The 26,759-nt window shown below is 68.0% G+C and carries 28 protein-coding genes; 13 read left to right on the top strand and 15 right to left on the bottom strand.

Features of this window, described 5'->3' with window-relative positions:
- Position 1: 1 nt before the first annotated feature.
- The 5 genes from F618_RS0110260 to F618_RS16600 all read right to left on the bottom strand — a co-directional run bounded on the left by F618_RS0110260 (position 2) and on the right by F618_RS16600 (position 4,674).
- Positions 2–1,186 (bottom strand): alanine--glyoxylate aminotransferase family protein, encoded by a 1,185-nt coding sequence (locus tag F618_RS0110260; RefSeq protein ID WP_038071530.1) that lies wholly within the window; start codon positions 1,184–1,186, stop codon positions 2–4.
- A 64-nt stretch (positions 1,187–1,250) separates the two neighbouring features.
- The gene (gene glcF / locus F618_RS0110265; protein WP_019568500.1) at positions 1,251–2,516 is read right to left on the bottom strand and encodes a glycolate oxidase subunit GlcF; all 1,266 of its coding nucleotides are present in this window, start codon (positions 2,514–2,516) and stop codon (positions 1,251–1,253) included.
- Positions 2,517–2,520: 4 nt separating this feature from the next.
- Positions 2,521–3,630: a glycolate oxidase subunit GlcE gene (gene glcE, locus F618_RS0110270; protein WP_018951178.1), complete on the bottom strand. Its 1,110-nt coding sequence runs from the start codon at positions 3,628–3,630 to the stop codon at positions 2,521–2,523.
- Between the two features lie 23 nt (positions 3,631–3,653).
- Complete coding sequence (locus tag F618_RS0110275; RefSeq protein WP_018146111.1) at positions 3,654–4,058, bottom strand: DUF302 domain-containing protein; 405 nt, start codon at positions 4,056–4,058, stop codon at positions 3,654–3,656.
- A 28-nt stretch (positions 4,059–4,086) separates the two neighbouring features.
- On the bottom strand, positions 4,087–4,674 hold the full coding sequence (locus tag F618_RS16600) for a DUF3394 domain-containing protein (RefSeq protein WP_019568501.1): 588 nt from the start codon (positions 4,672–4,674) through the stop codon (positions 4,087–4,089).
- A gap of 147 nt (positions 4,675–4,821) precedes the next feature.
- Between F618_RS16600 and F618_RS0110285 the strand changes: the two genes are divergently transcribed.
- The 10 genes from F618_RS0110285 (at position 4,822) to F618_RS0110335 (ending at position 13,832) form a co-directional block, all read left to right on the top strand.
- Complete coding sequence (locus tag F618_RS0110285; protein ID WP_018146108.1) at positions 4,822–5,616, top strand: transglutaminase family protein; 795 nt, start codon at positions 4,822–4,824, stop codon at positions 5,614–5,616.
- A gap of 280 nt (positions 5,617–5,896) precedes the next feature.
- On the top strand, positions 5,897–7,156 hold the full coding sequence (gene glyA / locus F618_RS0110290) for a serine hydroxymethyltransferase (protein WP_018146107.1): 1,260 nt from the start codon (positions 5,897–5,899) through the stop codon (positions 7,154–7,156).
- A 33-nt stretch (positions 7,157–7,189) separates the two neighbouring features.
- On the top strand, positions 7,190–7,771 hold the full coding sequence (nrdR, locus tag F618_RS0110295) for a transcriptional regulator NrdR (RefSeq protein WP_018176383.1): 582 nt from the start codon (positions 7,190–7,192) through the stop codon (positions 7,769–7,771).
- The gene (gene ribD, locus F618_RS0110300) at positions 7,771–8,946 is read left to right on the top strand and encodes a bifunctional diaminohydroxyphosphoribosylaminopyrimidine deaminase/5-amino-6-(5-phosphoribosylamino)uracil reductase RibD (RefSeq protein WP_019568502.1); all 1,176 of its coding nucleotides are present in this window, start codon (positions 7,771–7,773) and stop codon (positions 8,944–8,946) included. The genes nrdR and ribD overlap by 1 nt, the downstream gene beginning before the upstream one ends.
- Before the next feature lie 351 nt (positions 8,947–9,297).
- The gene (locus F618_RS0110305) at positions 9,298–9,981 is read left to right on the top strand and encodes a riboflavin synthase (RefSeq protein WP_019568503.1); all 684 of its coding nucleotides are present in this window, start codon (positions 9,298–9,300) and stop codon (positions 9,979–9,981) included.
- Positions 9,982–10,005: 24 nt separating this feature from the next.
- Entirely contained in the window at positions 10,006–11,112 is a 1,107-nt protein-coding gene (gene ribBA, locus F618_RS0110310) for a bifunctional 3,4-dihydroxy-2-butanone-4-phosphate synthase/GTP cyclohydrolase II (protein WP_018169399.1), read from the top strand.
- A 98-nt stretch (positions 11,113–11,210) separates the two neighbouring features.
- Positions 11,211–11,690, top strand: coding sequence for a 6,7-dimethyl-8-ribityllumazine synthase (ribE, locus tag F618_RS0110315; protein WP_018169400.1), 480 nt, complete (start codon positions 11,211–11,213; stop codon positions 11,688–11,690).
- Between the two features lie 48 nt (positions 11,691–11,738).
- Positions 11,739–12,275 (top strand): transcription antitermination factor NusB, encoded by a 537-nt coding sequence (nusB, locus tag F618_RS0110325; RefSeq protein WP_081620882.1) that lies wholly within the window; start codon positions 11,739–11,741, stop codon positions 12,273–12,275.
- Positions 12,276–12,300: 25 nt separating this feature from the next.
- Positions 12,301–13,290 carry a thiamine-phosphate kinase gene (gene thiL, locus F618_RS0110330; RefSeq protein ID WP_019568504.1) on the top strand — a complete coding sequence of 330 codons (990 nt, stop codon included), beginning with the start codon at positions 12,301–12,303 and terminating at the stop codon, positions 13,288–13,290.
- Positions 13,291–13,310: 20 nt separating this feature from the next.
- Positions 13,311–13,832: a phosphatidylglycerophosphatase A gene (locus F618_RS0110335; RefSeq protein ID WP_018938466.1), complete on the top strand. Its 522-nt coding sequence runs from the start codon at positions 13,311–13,313 to the stop codon at positions 13,830–13,832.
- Between the two features lie 454 nt (positions 13,833–14,286).
- Here the strand turns inward: F618_RS0110335 and codB are convergent, their stop codons facing one another.
- Both codB and F618_RS0110345 read right to left on the bottom strand, forming a co-directional pair.
- Positions 14,287–15,549: a cytosine permease gene (gene codB, locus F618_RS0110340; RefSeq protein ID WP_019568505.1), complete on the bottom strand. Its 1,263-nt coding sequence runs from the start codon at positions 15,547–15,549 to the stop codon at positions 14,287–14,289.
- A gap of 45 nt (positions 15,550–15,594) precedes the next feature.
- On the bottom strand, positions 15,595–16,173 hold the full coding sequence (locus F618_RS0110345; RefSeq protein ID WP_018146097.1) for an NAD(P)H-dependent oxidoreductase: 579 nt from the start codon (positions 16,171–16,173) through the stop codon (positions 15,595–15,597).
- A gap of 149 nt (positions 16,174–16,322) precedes the next feature.
- Here F618_RS0110345 and F618_RS0110350 point away from each other — a divergent pair, with 149 nt between their 5' ends.
- Both F618_RS0110350 and F618_RS0110355 read left to right on the top strand, forming a co-directional pair.
- Positions 16,323–17,270 carry a sodium-dependent bicarbonate transport family permease gene (locus F618_RS0110350; RefSeq protein ID WP_018176376.1) on the top strand — a complete coding sequence of 316 codons (948 nt, stop codon included), beginning with the start codon at positions 16,323–16,325 and terminating at the stop codon, positions 17,268–17,270.
- A gap of 4 nt (positions 17,271–17,274) precedes the next feature.
- Positions 17,275–17,565, top strand: a complete 291-nt coding sequence (locus F618_RS0110355; RefSeq protein ID WP_018169410.1) for a hypothetical protein — start codon at positions 17,275–17,277, stop codon at positions 17,563–17,565.
- A 193-nt stretch (positions 17,566–17,758) separates the two neighbouring features.
- Here F618_RS0110355 and F618_RS0110360 read toward each other — a convergent pair whose 3' ends face one another.
- The 7 genes from F618_RS0110360 to dksA form a co-directional block, all read right to left on the bottom strand.
- Positions 17,759–17,983: a hypothetical protein gene (locus F618_RS0110360; protein WP_018146094.1), complete on the bottom strand. Its 225-nt coding sequence runs from the start codon at positions 17,981–17,983 to the stop codon at positions 17,759–17,761.
- 342 nt (positions 17,984–18,325) lie between these two features.
- On the bottom strand, positions 18,326–18,847 hold the full coding sequence (thpR, locus tag F618_RS0110365; RefSeq protein WP_019568506.1) for an RNA 2',3'-cyclic phosphodiesterase: 522 nt from the start codon (positions 18,845–18,847) through the stop codon (positions 18,326–18,328).
- Positions 18,848–18,851: 4 nt separating this feature from the next.
- Positions 18,852–20,207, bottom strand: a complete 1,356-nt coding sequence (locus F618_RS0110370) for a sigma-54 dependent transcriptional regulator (protein ID WP_019568507.1) — start codon at positions 20,205–20,207, stop codon at positions 18,852–18,854.
- A complete protein-coding gene (locus tag F618_RS0110375) occupies positions 20,204–23,131 on the bottom strand; it encodes an ATP-binding protein (protein ID WP_019568508.1) in 2,928 nt (975 codons plus the stop codon). Before F618_RS0110375 ends, F618_RS0110370 begins: the two co-directional genes overlap by 4 nt.
- Entirely contained in the window at positions 23,121–23,294 is a 174-nt protein-coding gene (locus F618_RS16185) for a hypothetical protein (protein ID WP_018146090.1), read from the bottom strand. The genes F618_RS0110375 and F618_RS16185 overlap by 11 nt, the downstream gene beginning before the upstream one ends.
- Before the next feature lie 92 nt (positions 23,295–23,386).
- Positions 23,387–24,334 carry a tRNA glutamyl-Q(34) synthetase GluQRS gene (gene gluQRS / locus F618_RS0110385; RefSeq protein ID WP_019568509.1) on the bottom strand — a complete coding sequence of 316 codons (948 nt, stop codon included), beginning with the start codon at positions 24,332–24,334 and terminating at the stop codon, positions 23,387–23,389.
- A 13-nt stretch (positions 24,335–24,347) separates the two neighbouring features.
- Positions 24,348–24,800: an RNA polymerase-binding protein DksA gene (dksA, locus tag F618_RS0110390; RefSeq protein WP_018146088.1), complete on the bottom strand. Its 453-nt coding sequence runs from the start codon at positions 24,798–24,800 to the stop codon at positions 24,348–24,350.
- Positions 24,801–24,968: 168 nt separating this feature from the next.
- Between dksA and F618_RS0110395 the strand changes: the two genes are divergently transcribed.
- Positions 24,969–25,739 carry an HAD family hydrolase gene (locus tag F618_RS0110395; RefSeq protein WP_018650359.1) on the top strand — a complete coding sequence of 257 codons (771 nt, stop codon included), beginning with the start codon at positions 24,969–24,971 and terminating at the stop codon, positions 25,737–25,739.
- 13 nt (positions 25,740–25,752) lie between these two features.
- Here F618_RS0110395 and F618_RS0110400 read toward each other — a convergent pair whose 3' ends face one another.
- Positions 25,753–26,460 carry a MarC family protein gene (locus tag F618_RS0110400; protein ID WP_018169417.1) on the bottom strand — a complete coding sequence of 236 codons (708 nt, stop codon included), beginning with the start codon at positions 26,458–26,460 and terminating at the stop codon, positions 25,753–25,755.
- Positions 26,461–26,759: the final 299 nt, after the last annotated feature.

A 26,759-nucleotide genomic window follows, 5' to 3' on the forward strand; every position in this document is an offset into this window, starting at 1 on the left:
TTCAGCCTTGCTGCGCGTAGGTGGCGCGGGCGGCGGACAGCGCACGGCCAGGGGTGACCGCGCCCATGTCGGCCAGCACGGCCTCCAGCGCAGACAGGCACAGCAGCACGTTCTTCTCGTTGGCGCCATGGCCCATCAGGCCGATGCGCCAGACCTTGCCCGCGTACGGGCCGAGTCCCGCGCCGATCTCGAGGCCGTAGCGGTTCAGTAGTTCGCCACGTACCGCGGCCTCGTCGACGCCTTCCGGCACGTGGATGGTGTTCAGCTGCGGCAGGCGATGCTCGGCGTCCACCAGGAAGCTCAGGCCCATGGCCTCGAGCCCGGCGCGCAGGGCAGCGTGATGACGATCGTGGCGCGACCAGCTGTTTTCCAGGCCTTCCTCGGCGAGGATCACCAGCGATTCGTGCAGGGCGTACAGGGCGTTGATCGGCGCGGTGTGGTGGTAGGCACGCTTGCCGCCGCCGCCCCAGTAGCCCATGACCAGGTTGAGGTCGAGAAACCAGCTCTGCACCTTGTGGCTGCGTGCCTGGATGCGTTCCACCGCGCGTTCGCTAAAGCTGACCGGCGACAGCCCCGGGGTGCAGGACAGGCACTTCTGCGAGCCGGAGTAGATCGCGTCTACGCCCCAGTCGTCCACGTACAGCGGGCTGCCGGCGAGGCCGGTGACCGAGTCGACGATGCTCAGGCAGTCATGCTCGCGGGCCAGGCGGCACAGCGTCTCGACATCCGAGCGCGCCCCGGTCGAGGTCTCGGCGTGCACGAAGGCCAGGATCTTCGCGTCCGGATTGCCCTTCAGCGCGTCCTCGACCTTCTCGGGGGAGACCGGGGCGCCCCAGTCGTCCTCGACCAGGACGGCGGTACCGCCGCAGCGCTCGACGTTCTCCTTCATGCGGGAGCCGAACACGCCGTTGATGCAGACGATGACCTTGTCACCCGGTTCGACCAGGTTCACGAAGCAGGTCTCCATGCCGGCGGAACCGGGGGCGGAGACCGGCAGGGTCAGGGCGTTGTTGGTCTGGAAGGCGTACTGCAGCAGGCCCTTCATCTCCTCCATCATGCCGACAAACACCGGGTCCAGATGGCCGATGATCGGGCGGCTCATCGCGGCGAGCACGCGCGGATTCACGTCGGAGGGGCCGGGGCCCATCAGGGTGCGCTGCGGGGGGAGAAAGGATTTTGCCTGCATGGATGCGTCTACCGGATTGGAAAAGGGGGAATCTAGAGTGCTGTCGGGGCTTGGGCAAGCGCCCCTACGCCCCGGCGGGAGTTGCGCCGCAGTGGCGTTCGAGCAGTGTGAGCCAGTGCTCGACCGGCGTATCGGTCCCGTACTGCAGGTGCGTCTGGCAGCCGATGTTGGCGGTCACGATGCGCGCGGGGCCGCTGGCCTCGAGGTTGTCCAGCTTGCGCTGGCGCAGACGGCCCGCCATCGCCGGCTGGAGAATGGAATAGGTTCCGGCCGAGCCGCAGCACAGATGCGGCTCGGCGACCGGCACCAGGTGGAAGCCGGCGGCCTGCAGTAGCGGTTCCACGCGGCCGGCCAGGCCCTGGCCATGTTGCAGGGTGCAGGGGGCATGCCAGGCGACGGGCGGGTGATCTGCCGGCGCCTGGATGCCGAGGCTGCGGATGGTCTGGATATCGAACAGCTCGACCGGGTCGCGGACCTGCGCCGTGAAGCGGGCGGCGCGTGCGGCATACGTCGGGTCGTCGGCCAGGATGTGCGCGTAGTCGCGCAGCATCACGCCGCAGCCGCTGGCGGTGCTGACGACGGCGTCCACCCCGTTCGCAAGAATCGACTCCCAGGCGTCGAGGTTGGCCCGGACCCGCTCGCGGGTGCGCTCCGCGAACGCCAGGTGGTGTTCCACCGCGCCGCAGCAGCGGGCCTCGCCGGCCTCGACCACCTCGATGCCAAGGCGCCCGAGCAGGCCCCGGAGTGCGGCGTTGATGCGGGCGTCGATCGCATCGTGCACGCAGCCGCCGAGCAGCAGCACGCGCCCGTGGGGAAAGCCCGCCGGAGTCGCCGCGCCAATGCTGGTTGCACAGGCCCGGGCACCGTGGCGTGCGGGCACGCGGCGCTTCAGGGTGGCGGGCAGCAGTGGGCGGGCCAGGCGGCCGAGACCCAGGGCGAGACGGAACGGCCAGCGTGCCGGCAGCGCGCGGACCAGCAGGGTGCGCAGCAGCCGGTCGCGCCAGCCGCGCGGGAGGTCTTCCTCGATCACCTCCCGGCCAAAGGCGACCAGGTGGTTGTAATCGACCCCGGAGGGGCAGGTGGTCATGCAGTTGAGACAGGTCAGGCAGCGGTCCAGGTGGGTGCGGGTGGTGGTATTGGCCTCGCCGCTCTCCAGGACCTGCTTGATCTGGTAGATGCGTCCGCGCGGGCCGTCCAGCTCGTCACCCTGTTCCTGATAGGTGGGGCAAGTCGCGTTGCAGAAGCCACAGTGCACGCAGGCACGCAGGGCGTCTTCGGCGATGCGCGCCGCCGGATCATTCTCGAAGCGCGGGTGCAGGCGAGTTTCCATGGCCTCAGCTCGCGGGCACGGTGCGTGGATGAGGGGTGATCAGCGGGGCGAAGAACACGCCGTCAGGGTCCAGGGCGGCGCGGACCTCGCCCTCCAGGCGCGCATGGGCCGGTGCGCGGGGGTGCAGCCAGGCCGCCCCGGCCGGATCGCCGGACCAGAGGCGGGCGTGTCCGCCCGCTTGCTCGGTGGCAGCGCGCACTGCGTCCGGGGTGGCCGTGGAGCGCAGCCAGCGCTCGCCGCCGCCCCAGTTGAGCAGCCATTCGCCGGGCAGATCCAGCGGCGGGGTGGCGGGCGGCAGGCTCAGACGCCACAGGCGCTCGCCGCGGGCCATGGGTCGGGTGAGGAAGGGCAGGTGCCGATCGCGCAGTTGCGCCCAGAAGGCCGGGCCGTCGATATCCGGTGCCGCGCCCAGGCGCTCGGCGGCCTCCTGCACGGCCTCCTGGCCACCGCCCAGGCGGATGTGGCCGATACCGTCAGCCCAGGCCAGGCCCGAGAACGGCAGGGCGGTTCGGCCCCAGTCGCGCGCCTGCTCGATGAAGGCTGCGGCGGAGCTCTCCTGGCGCAGCCAGGCCTGGTAGGCGGGGGCGGGCAGCAGCTTGAAGCTGACCTCCAGCAGCAGGCCCAGGCTGCCGAGGCTGCCGGCCATCAGCCGCGAGACGTCGAAGCCGGCGACGTTCTTCATCACTTCGCCGCCGAAGCGCAGGATCTCGCCGCGACCGTTGACGATGCGGGTGCCAAGCACGGCGTCGCGCAGGCTGGCGGTCCAGGGGCGGCGTGCGCCGGACAGGCCCAGGGCCACCATGCCGCCCACGGTGCTGGACGGCGTGGGCATGGCCGGTTCGAAGGGCAGCATCATGTCCACCTCTTCCAGCGCGGCCTGCAGTTCCATCACCGGCGTGCCGGCGCGCACGGTCACCACCAGCTCGCTGGGTGCGAGGTTGACGATGCCGTGATGGCCGCTGGCCTCCAGTGGCTGGACATCCGGTTCGAAGCCCGTGGGGAAGGCACGCGCGCGCTGACTGCCGCCGCCGGCAATCGCCAGGCGGTGCCCGGCGGCGACGGCCGTCCGGATGCGCTCGGCCAGCCCGGCGGACTGGTCGGTTCCAGTATCCATAGGTGTGCTCGCGAAGCTGGGGGCTAGCCGGTCTCGAGGGTCAGGCGCACACGCTCCAGACGATGGCGTACCTCGCCGGCCAGGTCTTCGACACCGGGTTTGTCGACCAGCCCCATGACCGCGACCGGGTCCATGAAGCCGACCGTGCAGGTGCCGTTCTCGTTGTCCTGCACCAGCACGTTGCAGGGCAGCAGCAGGCCGATGTTGGGGTCGGCCTCGACGGCCTGGCGTGCAAGGTTCGGGTTGCAGGCGCCGAGGATGCGGTAGGGGCGATGCTCCAGATCCAGTTTCTTCTTGAAGGCCGCAGCGACGTCGATATCGCTGAGGATGCCGAAGCCCTCCTCGCCGAGGGCGGCCGTGGTCTGCGCGATCACGTCCTCGATGCCGCCCTTCACGATGACATTGAAGCCGTAGTTGGGTTGTTCCATTGCGGTGTACTCCGATTGCGGTTCGTGGTTACGCCGAAAGGGCGGGGGTGTCGGCGGAAGGGCCGCGCCCCGGCGGTTCCGCGCGTCGGCGCTGATTCCAGACTACCAGCAGTCCCAGCGCCAGGGCCGGAAGGTAGAACCAGTATGGGCTGGGGCGCTCGGTCGGCACCAGTACGCCGGTGATGGTCCAGCCACCCTCCAACCCTACTCGGCCGGCCGGGCTGCCGAAAGCGACCGTCTGGATCTGTGCCTTCTGGTCGGCGGGCCCGAAGGCCTCGAAGCGGCCGCTGCCATGATGGGCGTGGTACTGGAGATCCGACTGGGCCACGCCGAAGTCCATGTCGCCGGAACGCACCATGTTCAGGTTGAATACCGAACCGCCCGTGCTCTCCGCGGTGCAGCGCATCCCGTGGCTGTCGCGGCGGGTGTTGAACAGCCGGCACAGGTGCTGGCCGGCCGGGTAGTACACACCGGTGACGCCGCCGGTGCCGATGTTGATGAAGCGTTGTTCCGCCTGGGCCAGGGGTGCGAGCAGCAACAGGCCGAGGGCAAGCAGCCCACCGGTCAGGTGCCGGGTGCGGCGTCTCGCGGTGCGTTGGTCGGGTCGTCCTCGCATACGGGCTCCGGGGAACAGGCTATTTCGGAAGTGTAGGGAATCGCGGGCCAATGTACACGGTCGCAGCCGGCTGCCAGGGCCACCTACGTGTAGCCCCGCCGTCGGGCAGGGCGTAGTGTAGGAGGTTCACCCCAAGAGGCCCCGTTCATGTGGCTCGAGACCCGTTGTGACTTCGAGTTCGAGATCGTCGAACCCACGCCGTTTGTGCTGATGCTGCGACCGCGCAGTGGCCCGCTGCAATGGGTCGCGCGCGAGGAATATCGCCTGGTGCCGACGGCGCCGGTGTCCGAGTTCGTCGACATCTACGGCAACCTCTGCCAGCGCCTGATCGCGCCGCCAGGGACGTTCTCCATCCATACCGCGGCGGAGGTGCAGACGGCCGAGGCCCTCGACCGGGCCCCGGGCGCACCGTTTGTCGAGGTGCAGTCCCTGCCGGATGCCGTACTGAGTTATCTCCTGCCGAGCCGATTTTGCGAATCGGATCGCTTCAACCTGATGGCGACCGAAATCACTGCCGGCCAGTGGCTGGGTTACGACCAGGTGGCGGCCATCGAGCAGTGGCTGCGCGAGCGCATCGAATATCTCCCGGGGACCAGCGATATCCCGATCTCGGCCGCGGAGGTGAATCAGCGCGGGAGCGGGGTGTGTCGCGACCTGGCGCATCTCGGGATTGCACTGTGCCGCAGTCTCAGTATCCCGGCGCGCATGGTGGTCGGGTATCTGCACGGCCTGCAGCCGATGGACATGCATGCCTGGTTCGAGGCCTTCGTCGGGGGGCGCTGGTACACCTTTGATGCGACCCAGGCCGAGTTGCGGGGTGGCTACGTGGTCGTGGGCTACGGCCGTGATGCGGCCGATGTGGCGGTCTATAACCAGTTCGGCCTGCCGGTATACCCGACCCGCCACGACGTCGACGTCCGTCGAATCGAAGGGCCGAACTAAGGCGTTGGAGCAAGCGCACGCGGCCCGTTTTCCGGATGAGCGGAAGGGGTTTGTGCCTCTGGTCTTCCCGGGGTGGGGCCGGGCATCAAAGTGCCTGATCGGACTTGCGAAACACCGGTCTTGGAAGGGGGCTCGGTGGTCCGCAGCGGCCGTGTCGGGAGACGTCCGGCCTGAAAAGAAGGGCCGGATGGCGTATGATTGGCGGCCTTTTTGCGGCAGCGCCCCAAGTAGCTGGCGCGCCGAAATCCGCTGAATCCAACGCTTTGAACGGGAGACCCGAATGTTTTCGATCGACATGAGTATCCACGGCTACGACGACGACCTCTGGAATGCCATCCGCGACGAGTCGCAACGTCAGGAAGAGCACATCGAGCTGATCGCGTCGGAAAACTACACCAGCCCGCGCGTGATGGAAGCGCAGGGTTCGGTGCTGACCAACAAGTACGCCGAGGGCTACCCCGGCAAGCGCTACTATGGCGGTTGCGAGCACGTCGACGTGGTTGAGCAGCTGGCGATCGATCGCCTCAAGCAGCTCTACGGTGCCGACTACGCCAACGTGCAGCCGCATTCCGGCTCCCAGGCCAACGCCGCGGTGTACATGGCCCTGCTGCAGCCGCATGACACCGTCCTGGGCATGAGCCTGGACGCCGGCGGCCACCTGACCCACGGTGCCAAGCCGAACTTCTCCGGCAAGATCTACAACGCGGTGCAGTACGGCATCACCGACGAGGGCCTGATCGACTACGACGAGGTCCAGCGCCTGGCCACCGAGAACCAGCCGAAGATGATCGTCGCCGGCTTTTCCGCCTATTCGCGCGTGGTCGACTGGAAGCGCTTCCGCGAGATCGCGGATAGCGTCGGTGCCTACCTGATGGTCGACATGGCCCACGTCTCCGGCCTGATCGCGGCGGGCGAGTACCCCAACCCGATCGACCACGCCCATGTGGTCACCTCCACCACGCACAAGTCCCTGCGCGGACCGCGTGGCGGCTTCATCATCTCCAAGGGGCAGCCGGAACTGAACAAGAAGTTCCAGTCGCTGATCTTCCCGGGCACCCAGGGTGGTCCGCTGATGCACGTGATCGCCGGCAAGGCGGTGGCGTTCAAGGAGGCCCTGGAGCCGGAATTCAAGACCTACCAGAAGCAGGTGATCGCCAACGCCCGCGCGATGGCCGAGGTGCTGGTGGAGCGTGGCTTCGACATCGTCTCCGGCGGTACCGACAACCACCTGTTCCTGCTGAGCCTGGTCGCCAAGGGCATGACCGGCAAGGCCGCGGATGCCGCGCTGGGCCGCGCCAATATCACGGTCAACAAGAACGCCGTGCCGAACGATCCGCAGTCCCCGTTCGTGACCTCCGGCATTCGCATCGGCACCGCTGCGCTGACCACTCGCGGCTTCACCGAGTCCGAGTCCCGCGAGCTGGCCGGCTGGATCGCCGACGTGCTGGATGATCACGAGAACGAGCAGGTGATCGACGCGACCCGCGAGAAGGTCCTCGAGATCTGCCGTCGCTTCCCGGTGTACGGTCACGGCGAATAACCACCGCCAGTTGGCCGGCTGACGGGGCCCGGGATGCGCTGTCCGTCCTGTCATGATCAGGACACCCGCGTGGTCGATTCGCGGGTGGCCGGCCCGGAGCAGGAACAGATCCGGCGCCGGCGGCAGTGCCGTGCCTGTGGTGCGCGCTTTACCACCTTCGAGCGGGCGGAGTTCAGCCTGCCGCGGGTGGTCAAGCGCTCCGGTGAACGGGTCGCCTTCGACGAGGAAAAGCTGCGCAGCGGTCTGCGCCGGGCACTGCACAAGCGCCCGGTGAAGACCGATGATGTCGAGCGCGTGATCGACGACATCAAGCGCCAGCTTTCGGCCGTCACGGCCCCCGAGGTCAAGTCCGACCGCATCGGCGAAATGGTGCTGGCGGCCTTGCACGGGCTGGACCATGTGGCCTATATCCGTTTTGCCTCTATCTATCTCAGCTTCGCCAGTGTGCAGTCCTTCCGTGAGGCGATCGAACGGCTGGAGGATGACCTCAGTCCGGAGATGCGCCGTTCGCAGATGCGCCTGATCGACGAGGAGGCGACCGGAAACGCCCCGGAATCCGCGGCGGACGGGCGAGCCACCCCCGAGACGGACGGCGGCTCGCAGGAGGGGATGTAATGGAAGCGCCGACGACCGAGCAGGTCATTGCCGACCGCCGGCACATGGCGCGCGCCCTGAAACTGGCGGATTACGGCCGCTTCACCGCGGATCCGAATCCGCGGGTGGGCTGCGTTATCGTGCGCGACGGCCGGGAGGTAGGCGCGGGCCTGCACTGGAAGGCCGGCGAGGTGCATGCCGAGGTGAACGCGCTGCAAGCGGCCGGTGAGGCCGTGCAAGGCGCGACCGCCTACGTGACCCTGGAGCCCTGCAGTCATCAGGGCCGCACCCCGCCGTGTACCGATGCGCTGATCCGGGCGGGCGTCGCGCGGGTCGTGATCGCGATGCTGGATCCGAACCCACAGGTATGCGGGGGCGGGATCGATGCCTTGCAGGCGGCCGGTATCCGGGTCGACAGCGGCGTGCTGGAGGCCGAGGCACGGGCGCTGAACCCCGGCTTCGTGCAGCGCATGGAGCAGGGGCGCCCCTGGGTGCGGGTCAAGCTGGCTGCGAGCCTGGACGGGCGGACGGCCATGGCCTCCGGCGAGTCGCAGTGGATCACCGGCGAGGCGGCGCGGCGCGACGTCCAACTGTGGCGGGCGCGGGCCGGGGCGATCGTCACCGGCAGTGGCACCGTGGTCGGCGATGACCCGCGCCTGAATGTGCGCATGAAGCCGTTTGATCTGGCTGCCCACGCCGGCTTCCCGGATGACCCGCGGTATCACGATCTGCCGACCCGGCAGCCACTGCGCGTCATCCTCGATGCGCGCCTGCGCACGCCCCCGGGCTCGCAGATCCTGCGTGACGGGCCGGTCTGGATCCTCACCAGTCCCGATGTGGCGGGCTCGCCTGCGGCGGATGCCCTGCGCGGCAAGGGTGCCGAGGTGCGGGCCGTGCCGCTGGCGGAGGAATCTGCCGAGGGCGGGCTTGATCTGGGTGCGGTGCTTATGGAGCTGGGACGGGCAGAGGTCAACGAGCTCCACGTGGAATCCGGACCCGGCCTGGCCGGTGCGCTCGCCCGCGGTGGCTGGGTTGACGAGTGGCTGATCTACCAGGCGCCGTTGCTGATGGGCTCCAGCGCCCGTCCCCTGGTGGAGTGGCCACTGGCCCGCATGGCCGAACGCGCCGAACTCGAAGTCGTCGACACCCGCTGGGTCGGCGATACCCTGCGCCTGCTTGCCCGTCCGCGTTCCTAAGGGCTTGTTTGCATCACGAAGCGCACGACGACAGGAAGAGCGGGCAGGGCGAGTAGCAAGAGCGATCGACAGGAAGACGGGGAGGATGATGGAGCTCGAGGCGCTGCAATCCAACGCCTCGGCGCTGGATAAACCATAGGGCCCCCTGTTCGGCTTCGTTCCAAGGCCTTCCGATCTGTAATCGCCATTGACCTGCTTCGTGGCTTCGTGATGGCCCTTGAAGGACTTGCGAGGACCGGCGTTGCCACTATAAACGCCCGGGTCGTGGTGCGAATTCATTAGCGTTTCCCTATGATGGGGCGCCTGTGGCCCGGCATTGTGCTCCGGACCCGACCGAACGAGTGGACATCCATGTTTACCGGAATCATCGAGACCCTTGGCAGCCTGGAGCGCCTCACCCCCAGCGGGGGCGATGTGCGCTTGCACGTCAATGCGACCGGGATGGACCTGTCGGATACCCGCCTGGGGGATTCGATCGCGGCCAATGGGGTCTGCCTGACGGTGACCGATCTGCCGGGTAATGGCTTTGCCGCCGATGTCTCGCGGGAGTCGCTGGATGTCACCACGCTGGGCCATCTCGGTCCGGGGGATCGGGTGAATCTCGAACGCGCGCTGGCGCTGGGTGATCGCCTGGGCGGGCACATGGTGTCCGGGCATGTCGACGGTGTGGGCGAAGTCGTGGCGATGGAGCCGGACGCGCGCTCCACCCGCGTGCGTTTTCGCGCGCCGGCGGCGCTGGCTCGCTACATCGCGGCCAAGGGCTCGATCACCATCGACGGCACCAGCCTGACGGTGAACCGGGTGGACGGCGCCGAGTTCGAGGTCAACATCATCCCGCACACCTGGTCACTGACCCGGTTTGCCGTGTACGCAGTGGGCACGCCGGTCAACCTGGAGGTGGACCTGATCGCCCGCTATCTGGAACGCCTGATGCTGGGCGATCGAGCGGCCGAGCCGGGTACCCAGGCGGGCGATCTGTCCGAGGCCTGGCTGGCCGAGCAGGGCTTTCCCAATCACTCCGGTTCGCGCGACTAACTGCGCGGCCGAAAGCAGGAATCTATGGAATTTTCCAATACCGAAACCATCCTGGAAGAGCTTCAGGCCGGACGCATGGTGGTCATCGTCGATGACGAGGATCGCGAGAACGAAGGCGATCTGCTGATGCTCGCCTCGCACGCGCGGCCGGAGGACATCAACTTCATGGCCAAGTACGGCCGCGGGCTGATCTGCCTGACGCTGACCCGCGAGCGCTGCAAGCAGTTGGCGCTGCCGTTGATGGTGACCGACACCAACGACGTGCACGGCACCAACTTCACCCTGTCGATCGAGGCGGCCGAGGGCGTGACCACCGGCATCTCCGCCTACGATCGTGCGCACACCATCCGCACCGCCGTGGCGCCCAATGCGACGCCCGAGGACATCGTCCAGCCGGGCCACGTGTTCCCGCTGATGGCGCAGCCGGGCGGGGTGATCGTGCGGGCCGGGCATACCGAGGCCGGCTGTGATCTCGCGCGCCTGGCCGGGGCCGAGCCGGCCGCGGTGATCGTCGAGATCCTGAACGAGGACGGCAGCATGGCGCGGCGTTCGGATCTCGAACGCTTCTGCGCCGAGCATGACCTGAAGATGGGCACCATCGAGGATCTGATCCGCTACCGCATCGAGAACGAGAAGACGGTCCGGCGGGTGTCCGAGCGTCCGTTCCCGACCGAGCATGGCGAGTTTCGCCTGCTGGCGTTCGAGGACGAAGTGGACCACGAACTGCATTTTGCCCTGGTGCGTGGCGAGCCAAAGCCGGACCAGGACACCCTGGTGCGCGTGCATCTGGAGAGCACGCTGTGCGATACCCTCGGCTATGCCGGTCCGGATCGTGGCTGGCCGCTGGATGATGCCCTGCGCCGGATCGACGAGGCGGGCGCGGGCGTGGTGGTGGTGTTGCGCAAGCACGAGAGTGGCAATGCCCTGGCCCAGCGGCTGGAGAATATCGGTCAGCCCGCGCCGGAGGAACGCAGTGGGCGCGAGAACTCCGCCGAATGGCGCATGTACGGGATCGGCGCACAGATTCTCGCCGACTGCGGCGTCGGGCGCATGAAGCTGATGTCCGCGCCGAAGCGCTTCCACGGCCTCGGTGGCTTTGGCCTGGAGGTCGTGGACTACGTCCACGAGTAGCCCCGATGGCGGGAGCCGCGGTGCTACACTAGCGGCTCCCTAGCCCGATCGACTTACTGGACCGACAGGTCCGTCATCTGCCCAACCGGAAGCTCATCATGTCCGAGATCAAGACCCTGGAAGGCGTATTCACCGACGCCGCCGACCATCGCTATGGCCTGCTGCTGGCACGCTTCAACAGCCTGATCGTCGAACGCCTGTTGGAAGGGGCCGTGGATACCCTGAAGCGCCATGGGGTGCAGGAGACGAACCTGACGATCGCCCGTGTTCCGGGTGCCTATGAACTGCCACTGGCGGCGCAGGCCATGGCGCGTTCCGGGCAGTACGACGGTGTGATCGCCCTGGGCTGCGTGATCCGTGGTTCCACCCCGCATTTCGATTATGTCGCTGGTGAGGCGGCCAAGGGACTGGCCCAGGTGCAGATGGCCGAGGACCTGCCGATCAGCTTCGGCGTCCTGACCACCGACTCCATCGAGCAGGCGATCGAGCGCGCCGGCACCAAGGCCGGCAACAAGGGCGCCGATGCCGCCATGGGCGCGATCGAGATGGTCAGCCTGATGCGCCAGCTGCGCGGCTGATGCCGCAACGTTTACCCAGTGCTATCCGCTCATCCAAACAGGTCTGCCGTGACTGAACCCTCAGATCCCCGCCCCGAAGGTGGTGCCCCGCGCAAGGATGCCGATGCCGGCAAGTCCTCTCGGGCCCGGCGCCCGCGCAGCACGCCCGAGCAGCGCGCGCGGCATGCGCGTTCCTTCGCGCGCCGGCGCGCGATGCAGGCGCTTTATTCCTGGCAGCTCACGGGCGCCCACCCGAAGGATATCCTGGCCGAATTCCGTGACGACGAGGAACACGCCAAGGCGGATGCGGAGTACTTCCGCGAACTCCTGATGGGCGTGACCGGCGCCCGCGAGGCCCTGGATGCCCGCATGGAGCTCTACCTCGGCCGTCCGCTGGATCAGCTCGATCCCATTGAGCACGCCCTGCTGTGGCTGGGCCAATGGGAGTTGGCTGAACGCATGGAGGTGCCCTACCGCGTGGTGATCAACGAGGCCGTCGACCTGGCCAAGCGCTATGGCGCCGAGCAGTCGCATCGCTACATCAACGGCGTGCTGGACCGGCTCTCCGCCGACCTGCGCGGCCCCGAGCGTTCCGCCCCGCGCTGACCCCGGGCGGGTCAGCACCACGGCCATGGCCGGCCCCGATTCCGAATTCGATCTGATCCAGCGCTACTTCGGGGCTCCGGTGCGGGCCACCGGGATGGCGGAAGGCGTTCGTCTCGGCATCGGAGACGATGCCGCCCTGCTGGCCGTGCGTAGCGGCCACGAATTGGTCGTCACCGTTGATACCCTGGTCGAGGGCACCCACTTCTTTCCTGATCACCCGCCGGCAAGCGCCGGCCACAAGGCCCTGGCCTCCAATCTCAGTGACCTGGCCGCGATGGGGGCCGAGCCGTTGGGCGCGGTGCTGTCGCTGACCCTGCCGCGTGTGGATCATGACTGGCTGGCGGGCTTCAGCCACGGCTTTCTGGCGCTGGCCGAGGAGGTCGGGATCCCGCTGGTGGGCGGGGATACCAACCGGGGTCCGCTGGCGATCAGCGTGACGGTCCTGGGCGAGGTGCCCGTCGGCCACGCCCTGCGCCGCGACGGTGCCCGGCCTGGCGATCGCCTGGTGGTTTCCGGTGCGCTGGGCGGAGCGGCCTGCGGGTTGGCCCACGAGACGCAGCGGCGTGCAGAGGGGGGTCCCGTAGACGCCTCGAGCCCCGCCTGCGCCCGGCTGTTCTGGCCCGCGGCGCGTCTGAGTCTGGGCCGTGGTCTGCGCAACCGCGCACGGGCCGCCATCGATATCTCTGACGGCCTGCTGGCGGACCTGGGCCATCTGTGTGCCGCCTCGGGTTGCGGTGCGCGAATCGACTGGCCCAGCGTCCCGCGCGACCCGCTGCTGGCGGAGGTGTCCGAGCAGCAGGCTCGCTCCTGCGCACTGGGCGGTGGCGAGGACTACGAGCTGCTGTTCGCCCTCCCGCCGGGGGAGTCGCTGGACCTGCTCGCGTTCAGCGTGGGCGTCCCGCTGACCGTGATCGGTGAGTGCACCGAGGGTGCGGGTGTGGTGGTGGAGGACGCAAACGGGCAACGGTTGGACGTGGCGCGGGCGGGCCACGATCATTTCGCGAACACAGAATAAAGAATAGGGACAGGGGAGCCATGCCGGAGCAGAAGATCCGTAATCCGAAGATGCCATCGGTGAAGACCGTGTTCGGCGATCCCATTCACCTGTTGGCGTTCGGCTTCGGTAGTGGCCTGTCGCGCTGGGCACCGGGTACCACCGGCTCGCTGGGTGCACTGGTGCTGTACTTCGCGATCATGAATTTCCCGGAGTGGGCCTACCTTGCGATCACCGTGGTCGTGGTGATGGCCGGCTTCCACATCTGTGGCGAAAGTGCGCGCAAGCTGGGAGTGCACGATCATCCCGGCATCGTCTGGGACGAATGGGCCGGCATGCTCATCACGCTGGCGTTTGCCCCGGCGGGGCTGATGTGGGTGGTCGTCGGCTTCCTGCTGTTCCGGGTGTTCGACATCCTCAAGCCCTGGCCGGCGAACTACTTTGATGAAAAGTGGCACGACGGCCACGGGATCATGATGGACGACGTCGTGGCGGGCCTGTACGCCGGCTTCGCGCTGGTGATCCTGGGTGGGCTGTTCCAACAGCTGGTGGTCGAGGCTTAAGGAGCGCTGAAACGTGTTTCCCTGGACGTGATGGACTTGGCAGAGTCACATGCTGCGGGGAATCATGGGTACGCGCGGACGCCTCAGGGGCAGGCAACGACGCAAGGAGTGAGTGGCATGAAGTCCCTCTTTCGTTCCCTGACGCAGGTTGCGGTCATGGGCGCCGTGCTGGCGTTCGGTGGCGCGCAGGCTCAGCCGTCGGGCGGGCCGCCGCCCGGATCTCCGGGCGCCAGTGGCGACACGCCCGCGGCGGGCAATTGGCCGCCCGGGCATGGTGGGACCCCGCCGGGGCAGCGCCGCGGCGACTCGCGCCCCGATCAGCGCCTGGATCTCCCGCGGGCGCCCGGTTCATCCTCGGCGCCGCCTCCCGACGATCCGCCGCTGCCGGACCCGTCCGATCCTCCGAAACCACCGATGCCACCGGCACCGAACCTGCCAGGGCTTTGATCAGTCTTCAATCCGCACTTCCCTGGCGCGGGCGCCACGCGGCGGGTGAGGCGGGAGCCATCAGGACGGCATAGGCAGCCGTTGCCACGATGACGCCCAGCAGAGGAGGTACCACGGGTGCGTAGTACGCCGCGGCGGATCCCGCCGCGTACGCCAGCAGGCCGGGCCAGTGGAACCCGGGCAGGCGGGCCGAGCCCAGGCGGGGGTATTGCCCGCGATGGCGCAGCCAGAAGTCGGCGACGATTACGCCACCGAGCGGCGGGATGAAGGTCCCCAGCAGGATCAGGAACGGCACCAGATAGTCATGCATCCCGGCGACCGCGAGCGCTGTGCCGATCGCGGCCCCGAGCACGGTGACCAGCCGCCGGCGCTGGGTGCGCAGCAGATTGCAGCCGGCCACGCCGAAGTTGTAGATGGTGTTGTCCTGGGTGCTCCAGATGTTCAGCAGAAGCATCAGTACCGTGATCGTCACGAAACCCTGGGCCAGCATGACGTGGACGATGTCGGCCTCGTGGTAGATCAGGGCGCCGAGCGCGCCGGTCAGGACCATTAGTCCGTTTCCCAGCACGAAGGCCGCCAGGGTCGCGATGACCGCAATGCGCGGGGTGCGGGCGAAGCGGGTCCAGTTGGTGGCGAGGGTTGCACCGCCCACAAACGTGCCGATCACGATGGTGAGGGCGGCGTGGAAATCCATCTCCGTGCGCGGGTCCTGACCAAGCAGGCCCCCGGGGCCGCCGGCGTCGCCGATCCCGATGAATAGCGTGAACAGGATGAACAGGAGCATGACCGGTACCGCGACGCGGGAGAGCCAGTCGAGACCGCGATAGCCGATCATCGCGGTGATGCAGAAGGCGAACCCGAACAGCACCATCAGCCCGACTTCCATTGGTTCCGGCAGCGCGGTGGTCTCGACCAGGATGATCGCGACGGTGGCCGTGCCCCAGGCGTACCAGCCGATCTGGGTGAACGCGAGGATGACGTCGGAGAGCTTGCTGCCCCATTCCCCGAAGCAGAAACGCCCCATCAGGACCGTGTGCAGTCCGCTCTTGCAGCCGATGTAGGCGAGCGTGGCCGCGTAGGTCCCCAGTAGCAGGTTGCCCAGTGCGATCACCAGCATCAGCTCGCCGAAGCTGAACGCCAGGCCCAGCGACCCGCCGGCCCACAGGGTCGAGGTAAAGAAGGTGAACCCGAACAGCACCACGGCCATGGACCAGAAGCCCTTGCGGGCATGGTCCGGTACTTCGCTCAGGGGGTGGTCGTTGTGATTCACGCGCACGGCCGGTCGGAAGACCGCACGAGTGTACCGGCCACAGGGTTACCGTGCCGCGTGTCCGAGCTCGCGCATCTTCTTCAGCCAGCGTTCGCGGGCGGCGGCATCACCGCCGTTCTGCCCGATCAGGGTGTGGCGGATCGGGCCGAAGCCGCAGAAGCGGAAGATGTTGCGTTCCAGGCTCTTCAGGCTGTGGGCCCCATAGAACCAGCGGTAGGCCAGCGCCGGCATGCCCATGGTGACCACGATGCGGACCGAGCGGCCCTTGAGGCGCGTGTGGCGCAGGCGGTTCATGTCGCCATCGCCGACGAATGCCGGGCGCAGGGTCTGTTCCAGGAAGCCCTTGACCAGGGCCGGCATATCGCCCAGCCAGAGGGGATAGATCAGGACGATGTGGTGGGCGACCTCGATCAGTTCCTGCGCCTCGAGGATCGCGGGCGGAACGGTCTCGTCGACAAACTCGGCCTGGTTCTTCAGCAGTGGAAAGTCGCGGTGGGCAATCGTCAGGGTGTCCACCGCGACGCCGGCCTTCTCGGCCCCTTCGCGGTAGGCATCGGCCAGCGCGTGGTCGAGGTGGCCTTCGGCCGGGTCGGGGTGGCCCTGCAGGATAAGGATGCGCGTCATGCAGCTGTCCTCGTGCCGGGAAGACTTCTCTTCAAGCCTAGATTAGATGACGGGGCTTGTTGCCACGCAATGGTTTTCTGCCGGGCGGGTCTCGCCTACGATTAGGGTGCGAGTTGCAGCGCAATGCGGCTTCAGCACACGGAGGCGAGATGGCATTCGATCCGGTTGTACTGTTCTTCCTGCTGGGCGCCATTGCGGGCCTCGCCAAGTCGGATCTGAAGATCCCGATGGCGATCTACGAGGCGCTTTCGATCTATCTGTTGCTGGCGATTGGCCTGATGGGCGGGGTCAAGCTGGCCGAGAGCGAGCTGTTGCCCTTGCTGCTGCCGGGGTTGGCGGTGCTGGCGGTAGGTTCGTTGATCCCGCTGATCGCGTTCCCGGTTCTGCGCTGGGTGGGGCGCATGCCGCGGGCGGACTCGGCCTCGATCGCGGCGCACTATGGCTCGGTCTCGGTGGTGACCTTCTCGGTCGCCGTGGCCCTGCTGGCTTCGCGCGGGATCGATTACGAAGGTCACATGGTGGTCTTCCTGGTGCTGCTGGAGATGCCGGCCCTGATCATCGGCATCCTGCTGGCGCGCATGGGCAGCAAGGGCCCGACGCGCTGGGGCAAGACCATGCACGAAGTGTTTTTCGGCAAGAGTATCTTCCTGCTGGCCGGCGGCCTGGTGATCGGTTTCATCGCGGGTCCCGTGCACATCGAGCCGCTGGAGCCGATGTTCTTCGACCTGTTCAAGGGCGTGCTTGCGCTGTTCCTGCTGGAGATGGGGCTGGTCGCCTCCAGTCGCATCGCCGACGTGCGCCAGTACGGCTTCTTCCTGGTGACCTTCGCGATCATGATGCCGATCGTCTCGGCCGTGCTGGGTACGCTGCTGGGGTATGCGCTGGGCATGTCGATGGGCGGTACGCTGTTGCTGGCGACCCTCTATGCGAGTGCCTCCTACATCGCCGCACCGGCGGCCATGCGTATCGCGGTGCCCCAGGCCAATCCGGCGCTTTCGATTGGCGCCTCGCTTGGGGTCACGTTCCCGTTCAATATCTTCCTGGGTGTGCCGCTCTATTTCTGGATGGCCCAGACCCTTTATTCGCTGGGAGGCTAGCGCGATGGAATCCGATGACATGCATCTGCTGACGGTGGTGGCCGAGGCGATCCTGGAGGAGATGCTGATCGACGAGGTGCGCGGCATGGGTGCGGCCGGCTACACGGTGACTGACGCGCGCGGCTGGGGCCGGCATGGCAAGCGCCGGGGCAACTGGCGCCAGGGTGGCAATATCAAGGTCGAGGTGGTGGCTTCGGCCGAGTTGTGCGATCGCATCGCAGCCCGGTTCAAGGAACAGTACGAGGCGGACTATGGTTTGTTGATGTTCACCGTCCCGGTGGCGTTGAAGAATTAGGGACGCACCGGGTCCGGGGAATCGAGTTTCCATGGAGTGAAGTGTTTCGCGGAATTTCCGGGAACTCGACTGTCACCCTTGGGGCGCGCGGGGTCTGGCTGCTATCAAGGGGGCCTGAATAAACGCCGTTACAGCCCGCAGGAGGCTCCCAATGACGAGATTTCGCAGCACGGCCCTGGCCATCGCGCTAGGTTCACTGTTTGCCGCCGGTTCGGCATACGCGCAGGCCCCGCAACATGGGGACCCACAGGGCGGAATGGGCCAGGGTATGCCGCCCGCCGAACAGGGTGCCCCGCCGGCCGGTGGTCAGCAGGTCCCGGGCCAGGGCGGCATGCCGCGCGGCCAGGGTCAGGAGCGTGGGCAGGGCATGCCTCAGGGGCAGCCGCCGGAGCAGCCCGGCCAGCGCAGGCAGGGGCAACAAGCTCCCGGGCAGATGGAGCGCGGTGGCCAGCCGGCACCGGGGCAAAGCGGAGCGCCGACTCCGCCCCAGGGGCAGGGCCAGCCGCCTCGGGGACAGGGTCAACCTCAAGGGCAGGGGCAGCCCCAGGATGCGCCCCCGCTGGGACAGCAGCGCCAGCCCCGGGGCGAGGATGCACCGCCGCTGGGCGAGGGAACACCGACGCGACCGGGTACCGGAACCCAGCCAGCCGATCCGGCAGACCCCGCCCAGCCAGCCGACCCTTCGGCAACGGATAACCTTCCGCCCCTCGATTGATCCGACTCTCGCGGCCGCCACTGGCCTGCCGCGCGGGTGGGCTGGTCAGGTCCGGGCGAGGATGCGGTAGGGCCCGGGATGGCCGTCTTTTCCCGACTCGATCAGCGCAATCGTGTCCGCCTGCCAGCGCAGGGGCGGTTCGATGCGTTCGGTGTCGGGCGGCGCGGCGTGGCGTCGCAGGGACACGTGGGGTCGGAAGGGGCGCGGCGGACCGAGGTCGATACCGCAGTCGTTGCACAGGGCATGTGCCTGCTCGGCGAGGTCGGCCAGTGCGGCGGGCGGCTCGGCAGGACCGGCCCAGGTGATGCGCGGCCCGGTGAAGTGGCCCAGATGATCCAGGGTCAGGTCGATCGGCGCGCAGGCGAGTTCCGTGATGCGCCCGGCCAGACAGTCGGCCTGTCCGACCGGGATCGTTCCGGCGAAGGCCAGCGTCAGGTGCAGGTGATCGCGCGGGACCGGTCGGCCGGGGCCGTCGAGTTCCTGGCCGAGGCGGGCTAGTGTGGCGCGTGTGGGGTCGTCGGGCCACAGGGCCAGAAAGACCCGCCGGGCTGCGGGGGATGCGGCCACCGATTCAGCCGCGCGGGCGGGGGAGATTCTCACGCTGACGGCGTTCCCACAGGGTCTTGCGGCTGATGCCGAGGGCCCGGGCCAGCTCGGTCTCGGTCATGCTGCCCTGGTTTTCCTGCACGAAGTGCCGGAAATACTCGTTCAGGCTCGAGCCCTTGCCCTTGCGGGTCGGAAACGCGGGGTTGGGGATCTCGTCGTCCCGGGCCGGAGTGCCCGTCGAGAGTCCCATGTGGTCCGCTTCGATGCAGCCATCCGGGCTCAGTACCCACCCGCGTTCCAGGGCGTTCGCCAGCTCGCGCACGTTGCCGGGCCAATCTTGCGACTCCAGGGCTTGCCGTGCCGCGTGTGACAGTTGTGGCATTGGCCCCGAACCGGCCAGTGCATCGAGGAAATGCCGTGCCAGGGGGATGATGTCCTCGCGCCGTTCGCGCAGGGGCGGGATGGACAATTCCAGGACCCGCAGGCGGTAGTAGAGGTCGGCACGAAAGGCCTGTTCCGCGATCATGGCCTCGAGGTCGCGGTGGGTGGCCGCCAGCAGGCGCACATCCACCTTCAGGTTCTCGTTGGACCCGACCGGGCGGAGCTCGCCATCCTGCAGGACCCGTAGCAGGCGGGCCTGGGCCGCAGGCGCCAGTTCGCCGATCTCGTCCAGGAACAGCGTGCCGCCGTGGGCGCTCTGGATCAGGCCGGTGCGCGCCTTGACCGCACCGGTGTAGGCACCCTGGGCGTGACCGAACAGCTCGGCCTCGACCAGACCCTCGGGGATGGTGGCGCAGTTGACCGCGACGAACGGGCCGCTGGCGCGCGGGCTCAGTTCGTGCAGGGCGCGCGCGGCCAGCTCCTTGCCGGTACCGGACTCGCCGCGCAGCAATACCGTGGAGTGGGTCATGGCCACACGCCGGATCTGATCACGCAATTGCTGCATGGCCTGGCTCTCGCCGATGAGGCCCAGTCCGGGGCGCGGAGCGGAATCGGTTCCCTCGTCGTCGGGTTCGTCGGTGTTGGGGCGGTCGCGCTCGCGCAGGGCGGCGCGCAGGGTCAGCAGCAGAGCGTCGTGGTCGAAAGGCTTGGCGATGTAGTCGGCGGCGCCTTCCTTCATCGCGTTGACCGCGGAGGGCACCGACGCATAGCTGGTCATGATGACCGTGGGCGTGTGGGCGAATTCCGGCAGCAGCTCGATCCCTTCGCCATCCGGCAGGCGCAGATCCACCAGTTGCAGATCGTAGGGATCGGCGGCTGCCAGCGCCCGCGCCTCGGCCAGGTTTTCGGCCACGCCGACCTCGAAGCCGTGATGTTCCAGGAACCGCCGCACGGCGCGGCGGATCGGGGCTTCGTCGTCAACGAGCAGGATGCGGGTCATGAGTCGTCGCGTGGCAGAGTCAGCAGGAATCGAGCACCGCCCTCGGGGCGGTTGGCGGCCATCAGGGTACCACCGTGGTCGCGCACGATGCTGTAGGCCACTGGCAGCCCCAGGCCGGTGCCCTGGCCGGCCGGCTTGGTGGTGAAGAACGGCTCGAACAGCCGTTCCAGGCTGGATGCGTCGATTCCAGGGCCGGCGTCGTCGATGGTGACCTGAACATGCCGTCCGTGGAGTCGGGCCGCGATGGCGACGGTGGCGTCTTCGGGCGAGGCCTGCTCGGCGTTGGTCAGCAGGTTGATGAACACCTGCAACAGCGTGGCATGCGAGCCGCGGACGTGCAGCCCCGCGAGGCCCGAAGTCGTGAATTGCAGGTCGTTGCGCCCGGCCAGGCGCATCAGGCGGATGGCCTCGGCCACGAGCTCGTCCAGCGCGATGGTCTCGAAATGTCCGGCCGATGGGCCTTCGTCGGCGTGGGCGAAGGTGATCAGCGACTGGACGATGGCGTTGATGCGCCGTGTCTGGGCGAGGATGTCGTCGGCGATGCCGTGGATCTCCTGCGGATCGTCCTCGAGGGGCAGGGTCTGCGCCAGCGAGGCGATACCGGTCAGTGGATTGCCGATCTCGTGCGCGACCCCGGCGGCAAAGCGGCCGATGGAGGCCAGGCGATCGCCGTGGGCGATCTCGGACTCGAGCTGGGCGCGTTCGGTCACGTCCTCGATCAGGACCACGCGGCCTTCCACCTGACCCTGGGCATCCTGCAGTTCGGAGCGGTGCAGGTTCAGGCGGCGGTTGCCGTTGGGCAGATCCACGTTCAGCTTGTACCACTGGCGGTCCGGGCTCTCCAGGAAGGCGGTCAGCAGGCCGCTCCAGGGGCTGTCGAGCTGACCGATGTTCTGGCCCACGGCGTCTTCCGTGGCGACCTGCGTGAGCTGCGCCAGGGCCTGGTTCCAGCCGGTGATCTCGCCGGTATTGGTGAGGCTGGCTACCCCCAGCGGGAGCTCGTGCAGGATCTGGCGATGAAAGCGGCGCAGGGCGTCCAGCTCGGCCGCCAGGCCGGACAGCGGCAAGGGGCGGGTCTCCAGCTGTTCCTCGATCCGCCGCAGGCTTTCGCTCAGGGTGTGGCGCCCGGCGGCATCCAGGCGCAGGTGCTGGTCGACGATCATGCGCGCCAGTACCGGCCCCAGCAGGCCGGAGAGATTGCGCTCGATCCGTTCGCGGAGGTGGCGCAGATCGCCGCGTGAACGCGTATGGCGGGGCAGGCCGAGATCATCCAGGGCGCGCTGGACCTCGTGGCGCGCCGTGCCCGGGCCCAGGGTGGCCGCAAGTGCAGTCTCCATCTCGGTGACGTCGCCCGCCAGTGGCAGGCCCGCTCCGGTGGCGGTGGATTCGTTGGGGCAGCAGGCCCGGCCGGCCTCGGCCTCCTCGGGGTTCGGCCGGGTCAGCAGCGAGCCGACGACGAACAGGACCGCGTTGACGCCCAGGCTTAGCATTAGCGCGAAGGTCCACGGGTCCAGCATCTCCGCGCGCAAGAGGCGTTGTGGGTCGGGCAGGGCCGTCGCGATCCCGGCATCCGACAGCAAAGGCATGACGAGGGTGAACGCCCAGCCGGCAATCCCGGCCCCCAGGCCCAAGAGAAATCCGACCCGGGTCGCCTGTTTCCACAGCATCAGGCCGATCAGGCCCGGCAGAAGTTGCGCCACCGCGGCAAACGAGATCAGACCCAGCTGCGCGAGGCCCTCGACGACCTGCAGCAGGCCGTAGAAGGCATAGCCGAGCCCGATGATGAACACGATCCAGATGCGCCGCCCCCAAAGCAGGCGGGTGTAGAGGTTGGCGCTGCGCTCCTCTTCGTGCAGTCGGGTCAGTGGCGAGAGGTAGTTGGTGCCCATATGGGCGAGCGCCAGGGTGGTCACGATCATCATCGCACTGGCGGCGGACAACCCACCGATGAAGACCAGCAGGGCGAGGCTGGGCGACTCCAGCAGCCCGGCGATGCCGATGGCGTAATAGTTGGGCGAGATGCCCAGCCCGGCCGCCTCCCCGGCCCAGTAGAGCACCGGCATCGGCAGGTTCAGCAGCAGCAGGAATGCGGGGAACGCCCAGGCCGCGGTGTTCAGTGCCTGCGGGTTGATGTTCTCGGTGAACAGCATGTGAAACTGGCGTGGCAGCAGGAAGGCGGCCGCGAAGGCCAGGATCATCATCGCGAACCAGCCGCCCTGGCGCACCGGCTCGTACAGCGCATCGACCGCTTCGGGATGGGCGGCCAGCCAGTCGTTCAGCCCGCCGAGGCCGCCGAACACGGCGTACAGCGCCACGGCGGCAATCACGAGGATGGCGAGCAGCTTGACGATGGACTCGAAGGCGATGGCCAGCACCAGACCGGCGTGCTTTTCGCGCGGGGCGATGTGGCGGGCGCCGAACAGGATCGCGAACAGCGCGATGGTGCCGCTGAAGGTCAGGGCGAGCAGATGCGGCGGGGTCTCCGCGGTCAGCACGGCGGCGGACTCGGCCACGGCCTTGATCTGTAGCGCGATGTACGGGAGTACCCCAGCGAGCATGAACAGGGCGACCACGGGCCCGGTGAAGCGGCTGCGGTAGCGAAAGGCGAACAGGTCGGCCAGCGAGGTCAGTTGCTGTTCGCGGGTCAGGCGCAGGAGGGGACGCAGCAGCCAGGGGGTGGCGGCGAAGGCCAGGGTCACGCCGAGGTAGATGGTCAGGTACAGGTACCCCTGGTCGGCGAGGAAACCAAGGTTGCCGTAGAAGGTCCAGGACGTTGCGTACACCCCCAGCGACAGGCTGAACACCCAGCCATTGGCTGCCAGCCGGCCCACTCGTGGGACGCGGTCGGCCAGGAACGCAATGCCAAATAGCAGGGCGAGGTAGGCCACCCCGACCGCGTAGATCAGACCCAGGCTAAGGGTCACGTCGCCCGCTCCGGCTCAGTGCCGCGATGGCCACGACGAACAGCGCCCAGGCCGTGAAGGGCCACCACCAGGCAGGACTCAGGTAGGCAACCCAGAGGACCAGCGGGCTCAGAAACAGCAATGCGCCCAGCAGGGCGATCAGGATGGCGCGAGGGGCGTCCATCGTTAGCCGCTCGCAAGCACCTTGCGGTGCGCGGGCGAGCGATCCTGCGGGGCCGTCCGGGTTGGCGCGCGGGTGGAGAGCATGCGGCGAGTCTACACCGCGCGCACGGCCCCGGGCAGTGCCGCCGGCAATGGCAGGTGGTCGCCGAGGGTGTGTCCCTGCAGGCGCTCCAGGGCTTCGGCCAGCTGGGCCTCCGGTGCGTCGGGTGCCTGGGCGTCGCCCGGGGCCAGGCCGATCACCGTCAGGGTGTCGGCCAGCTGCCGCCGGGCGGTATCCGCGTGGATGCCCTCGGCTCCGGTGGCCTTGGCCAGCTTGTCGCCGCCGGGCGCGACAAGGACCGGGTGGTGGGCATAGGCCGGTGGGGTGGCGCCCAGCGCCTCGTAGAGCTGCATCTGGCGCGGGGTGGAGCCGAGCAGGTCGATCCCGCGCACCACGCGGGTTACGCCCAGGTCCAGGTCGTCCACCACGGTGGCGAGCTGGTAGGCGACGATGCCATCCGCCCGGCGGATCACGAAGTCGCTTCCGAGTGCCTCCAGATCGAAGGCGACCGTACCCAGAAAGCGATCCGCGATCGTCCAGTAGCGGGTGGTCGCCCGGGCACGCACGGCCCGGGGCTCGCGTTCGGACGGTAGGCCGTGGCGACAGGTCCCTGGATAGACCGGCCCTTCCCAGCCCGGCCGGCCGCGCGCGGCCAGGTCCTTGCGGGTACAGCCGCAGGGGAAAGCCAGGTTCGACGCCAACAGGGTGTCCACGGCGCGCTGATAGGCGGGACCGCGTTGGCTTTGCCAGGTGACGGGGCCATCCCAGACCAGGGCGAAGGCCTCGAGGGCATGGAAAATGGCATCGGCCGCCCCCGGGTGAACCCGGGGGGCGTCGATATCGTCGATTCGCAGATGCCAGCGGCCGTCGGTACTCCGGGCATCGAGCCAGGAGATGACGGCGGCCAGCAGGGAGCCCGCGTGCAGCGGGCCGGAAGGGGTAGGGGCAAACCGGCCGACATAGCGGTCGGCCCGGGTAATCCGTTCGGGCGTGACCGTCACGGCCCGGCCGGGATCAGGCGCGCTGCTTTTCCTTGATCTCGTCGAGCTGCTTGCAGTCGATGCACATGGTGGCCGTCGGGCGGGCCTCCAGGCGGCGAATGCCGATCTCCACGCCGCAGGTCTCGCAGTAGCCGTAATCGTGGGTGTCGATCTTGCGCAGCGCCTCGTTGATCTTCTTCGACAGCTTGCGTTCGCGGTCGCGGGAGCGCAGTTCCAGGCCGAACTCCTCTTCCTGGGTGGCGCGGTCGGCCGGATCGGCAAAGTTGGACGCGTCCTGGCGCATGTGCCCCACGGTGCGATCGACTTCCTCGGCCAGCTCCTGGCGCCATGCCCGCAGCAGGCTGCGGAAATGCTCGAGCTGATCCGGATTCATGTAATCTTCGTCCGGCTTCGGCTCGTAGGGCGCAATGCCCCCGGCGACCATGTGCTGGGTGGAGGGCTTGTCGGTCTTTTCGTCAGCAGCCATGCGGGCTTTCTCCGGCTGGAAAAATGAGGCGCACTTAGTACCAGAGTCGGGCGGGCCGGGCAAGTCCCGTGCCATGACTGTTGGTGCCTGGTCTCGGTCGGATGCCGGGAATGTGCGGGCTCACGGCCGGTTTTTCAGCGAGATACGGGAAAAGGCGGAAATAACGGGATGACGGAATTGCAGGCGCTGATTTTCGACGTGGACGGCACATTGGCGGACACTGAACGCGACGGTCATCGCGTCGCCTTCAACAAGGCGTTCGCGGACGCGGGCCTGGACTGGGACTGGAGCATCGCGCGCTACGGCGAGTTGCTGCGCGTGACCGGCGGCAAGGAACGCATCCGCCAGTACCTGTCCGAGGACCATCCCGCGGTCCTGAACGAGCCGGGGATCGATGCACGCATCCGCGAGCTGCATGCGGCCAAGACCCGCCACTACGTGGCCCTGCTGGAGACCGGCGCGATCCCGCTGCGGCCGGGGGTGCGGCGGCTGCTGGACGAGGCGGAGGCCGAGGGTCTGCGCCTGGCGATCGCCACGACCACCACACCCGAGAACGTCACGGCCCTGCTGGAGGCCACGCTCGGAAGCGAGGGCCCGTACCGCTTCGAGGTGATCTCCGCCGGCGACATCGTGCCGGCCAAGAAGCCGGCTCCGGATATCTTTACCCATGCACTGGAGGCGATGAACCTGCCGGCGGAGGCCTGCCTGGCCCTGGAGGACTCCGACAACGGCGTGCGTTCCGCCCGCGGGGCGGGGCTGGAGGTCGTGGTCACGACGAACGACTACACCCGCGAGCAGGCGTTTGATGGCGCCTTGGCCGTGCTGGACGGGTTCGGTGAGGCGGATCAGCCCGCGACGGTCCTGGCCGGTCCGGCACTGGAAGGCTCGGTGGTGGATATCGCGACCCTGCGCGCCTGGGTCTCCGGGGCGAAGGGATAGCCGGCGCGCCGGCTCAATCGTTTTCGCGCGGCGGCAGGCGCGGGTCCTCGATCTCGGTCCCGTCGAGCATCTGGGTATCCAGCAGGAAGCCGACGGCGGCGTCGCTGACCCCGTTGATCACGAACTGCACGGCCAGGACCGCGAGAATCAGACCGAACACCTTGGTCAGGATGTCCTTGCCGGTATCCCCGAGGAATTTCACCAGATAGCGCGAATGGACCATCGCGTAGTAGCACGCGACCATGCAGGCCAGCACCGCCAGGAACACGAGGACCAGGTGATAGATGGTGGGGGCCTCGCTGGTCAGGATCATGACCGTCGCAATCGCCCCGGGCCCGCTCATGAACGGGATGGCCAGCGGGATGACCGAGATGTCCTCGGTCACCTGCCCCTTGTCGGCCTTCACCTCCTCGGCGGTCTCGCGCTCGCTGGCCGCCTTCTGCCGGATCATGCCGATCGCGATGCCGAACAGGATGATGCCGCCGGCGATGCGGAACGCCGCCAGCGTGATCCCGAATAGCTGGAAGATCACCCCGCCCAGCAGTGCAAAGGCGAACAGCAGGGCCGTGGCGACCTTGACCGAGCGCAGGGCGGTGGAGCGGCGCTTCTCCTCGGAGGCGCGCGGCAGCATTGCGGTGAAGATGAACGCGGTCGTCAGTGGATTCACGATGACGAACACCGCGAGGAAAGTGACGATCAGGTATTCGAGCAATACGAGCATGGCTCTAGCTTAGGCAGAATGGGGTGTCGTTGCGAGGGCCTCCGTGGGGGTGCCACCGAGATCGTTCCGCACACCATCATTGCCAGGGCCCGTGGCGATCGTTCGCCAAGTCCCCGAGTCCCATGGGTCTTCCGGACGGATGGCCGCGTCGGTGCGCTCCTCGCAATGACCCATACGACTACCCGTCATTGCGAGGCCCCGGAGGGGCCGTGGCAATCTCTGGAATGCCGCACGCCGTCGGAATCCGGTGGTTTCAGAGGGGGACCGCCACGTCGCTTCGTTCCTCGCGATGACGGTGC

The sequence above is a fragment of the Thioalkalivibrio sp. ALMg13-2 genome, from assembly GCF_000381185.1.
GTDB classification, from domain to species: Bacteria; Pseudomonadota; Gammaproteobacteria; order Ectothiorhodospirales; family Ectothiorhodospiraceae; genus Thioalkalivibrio; species Thioalkalivibrio versutus.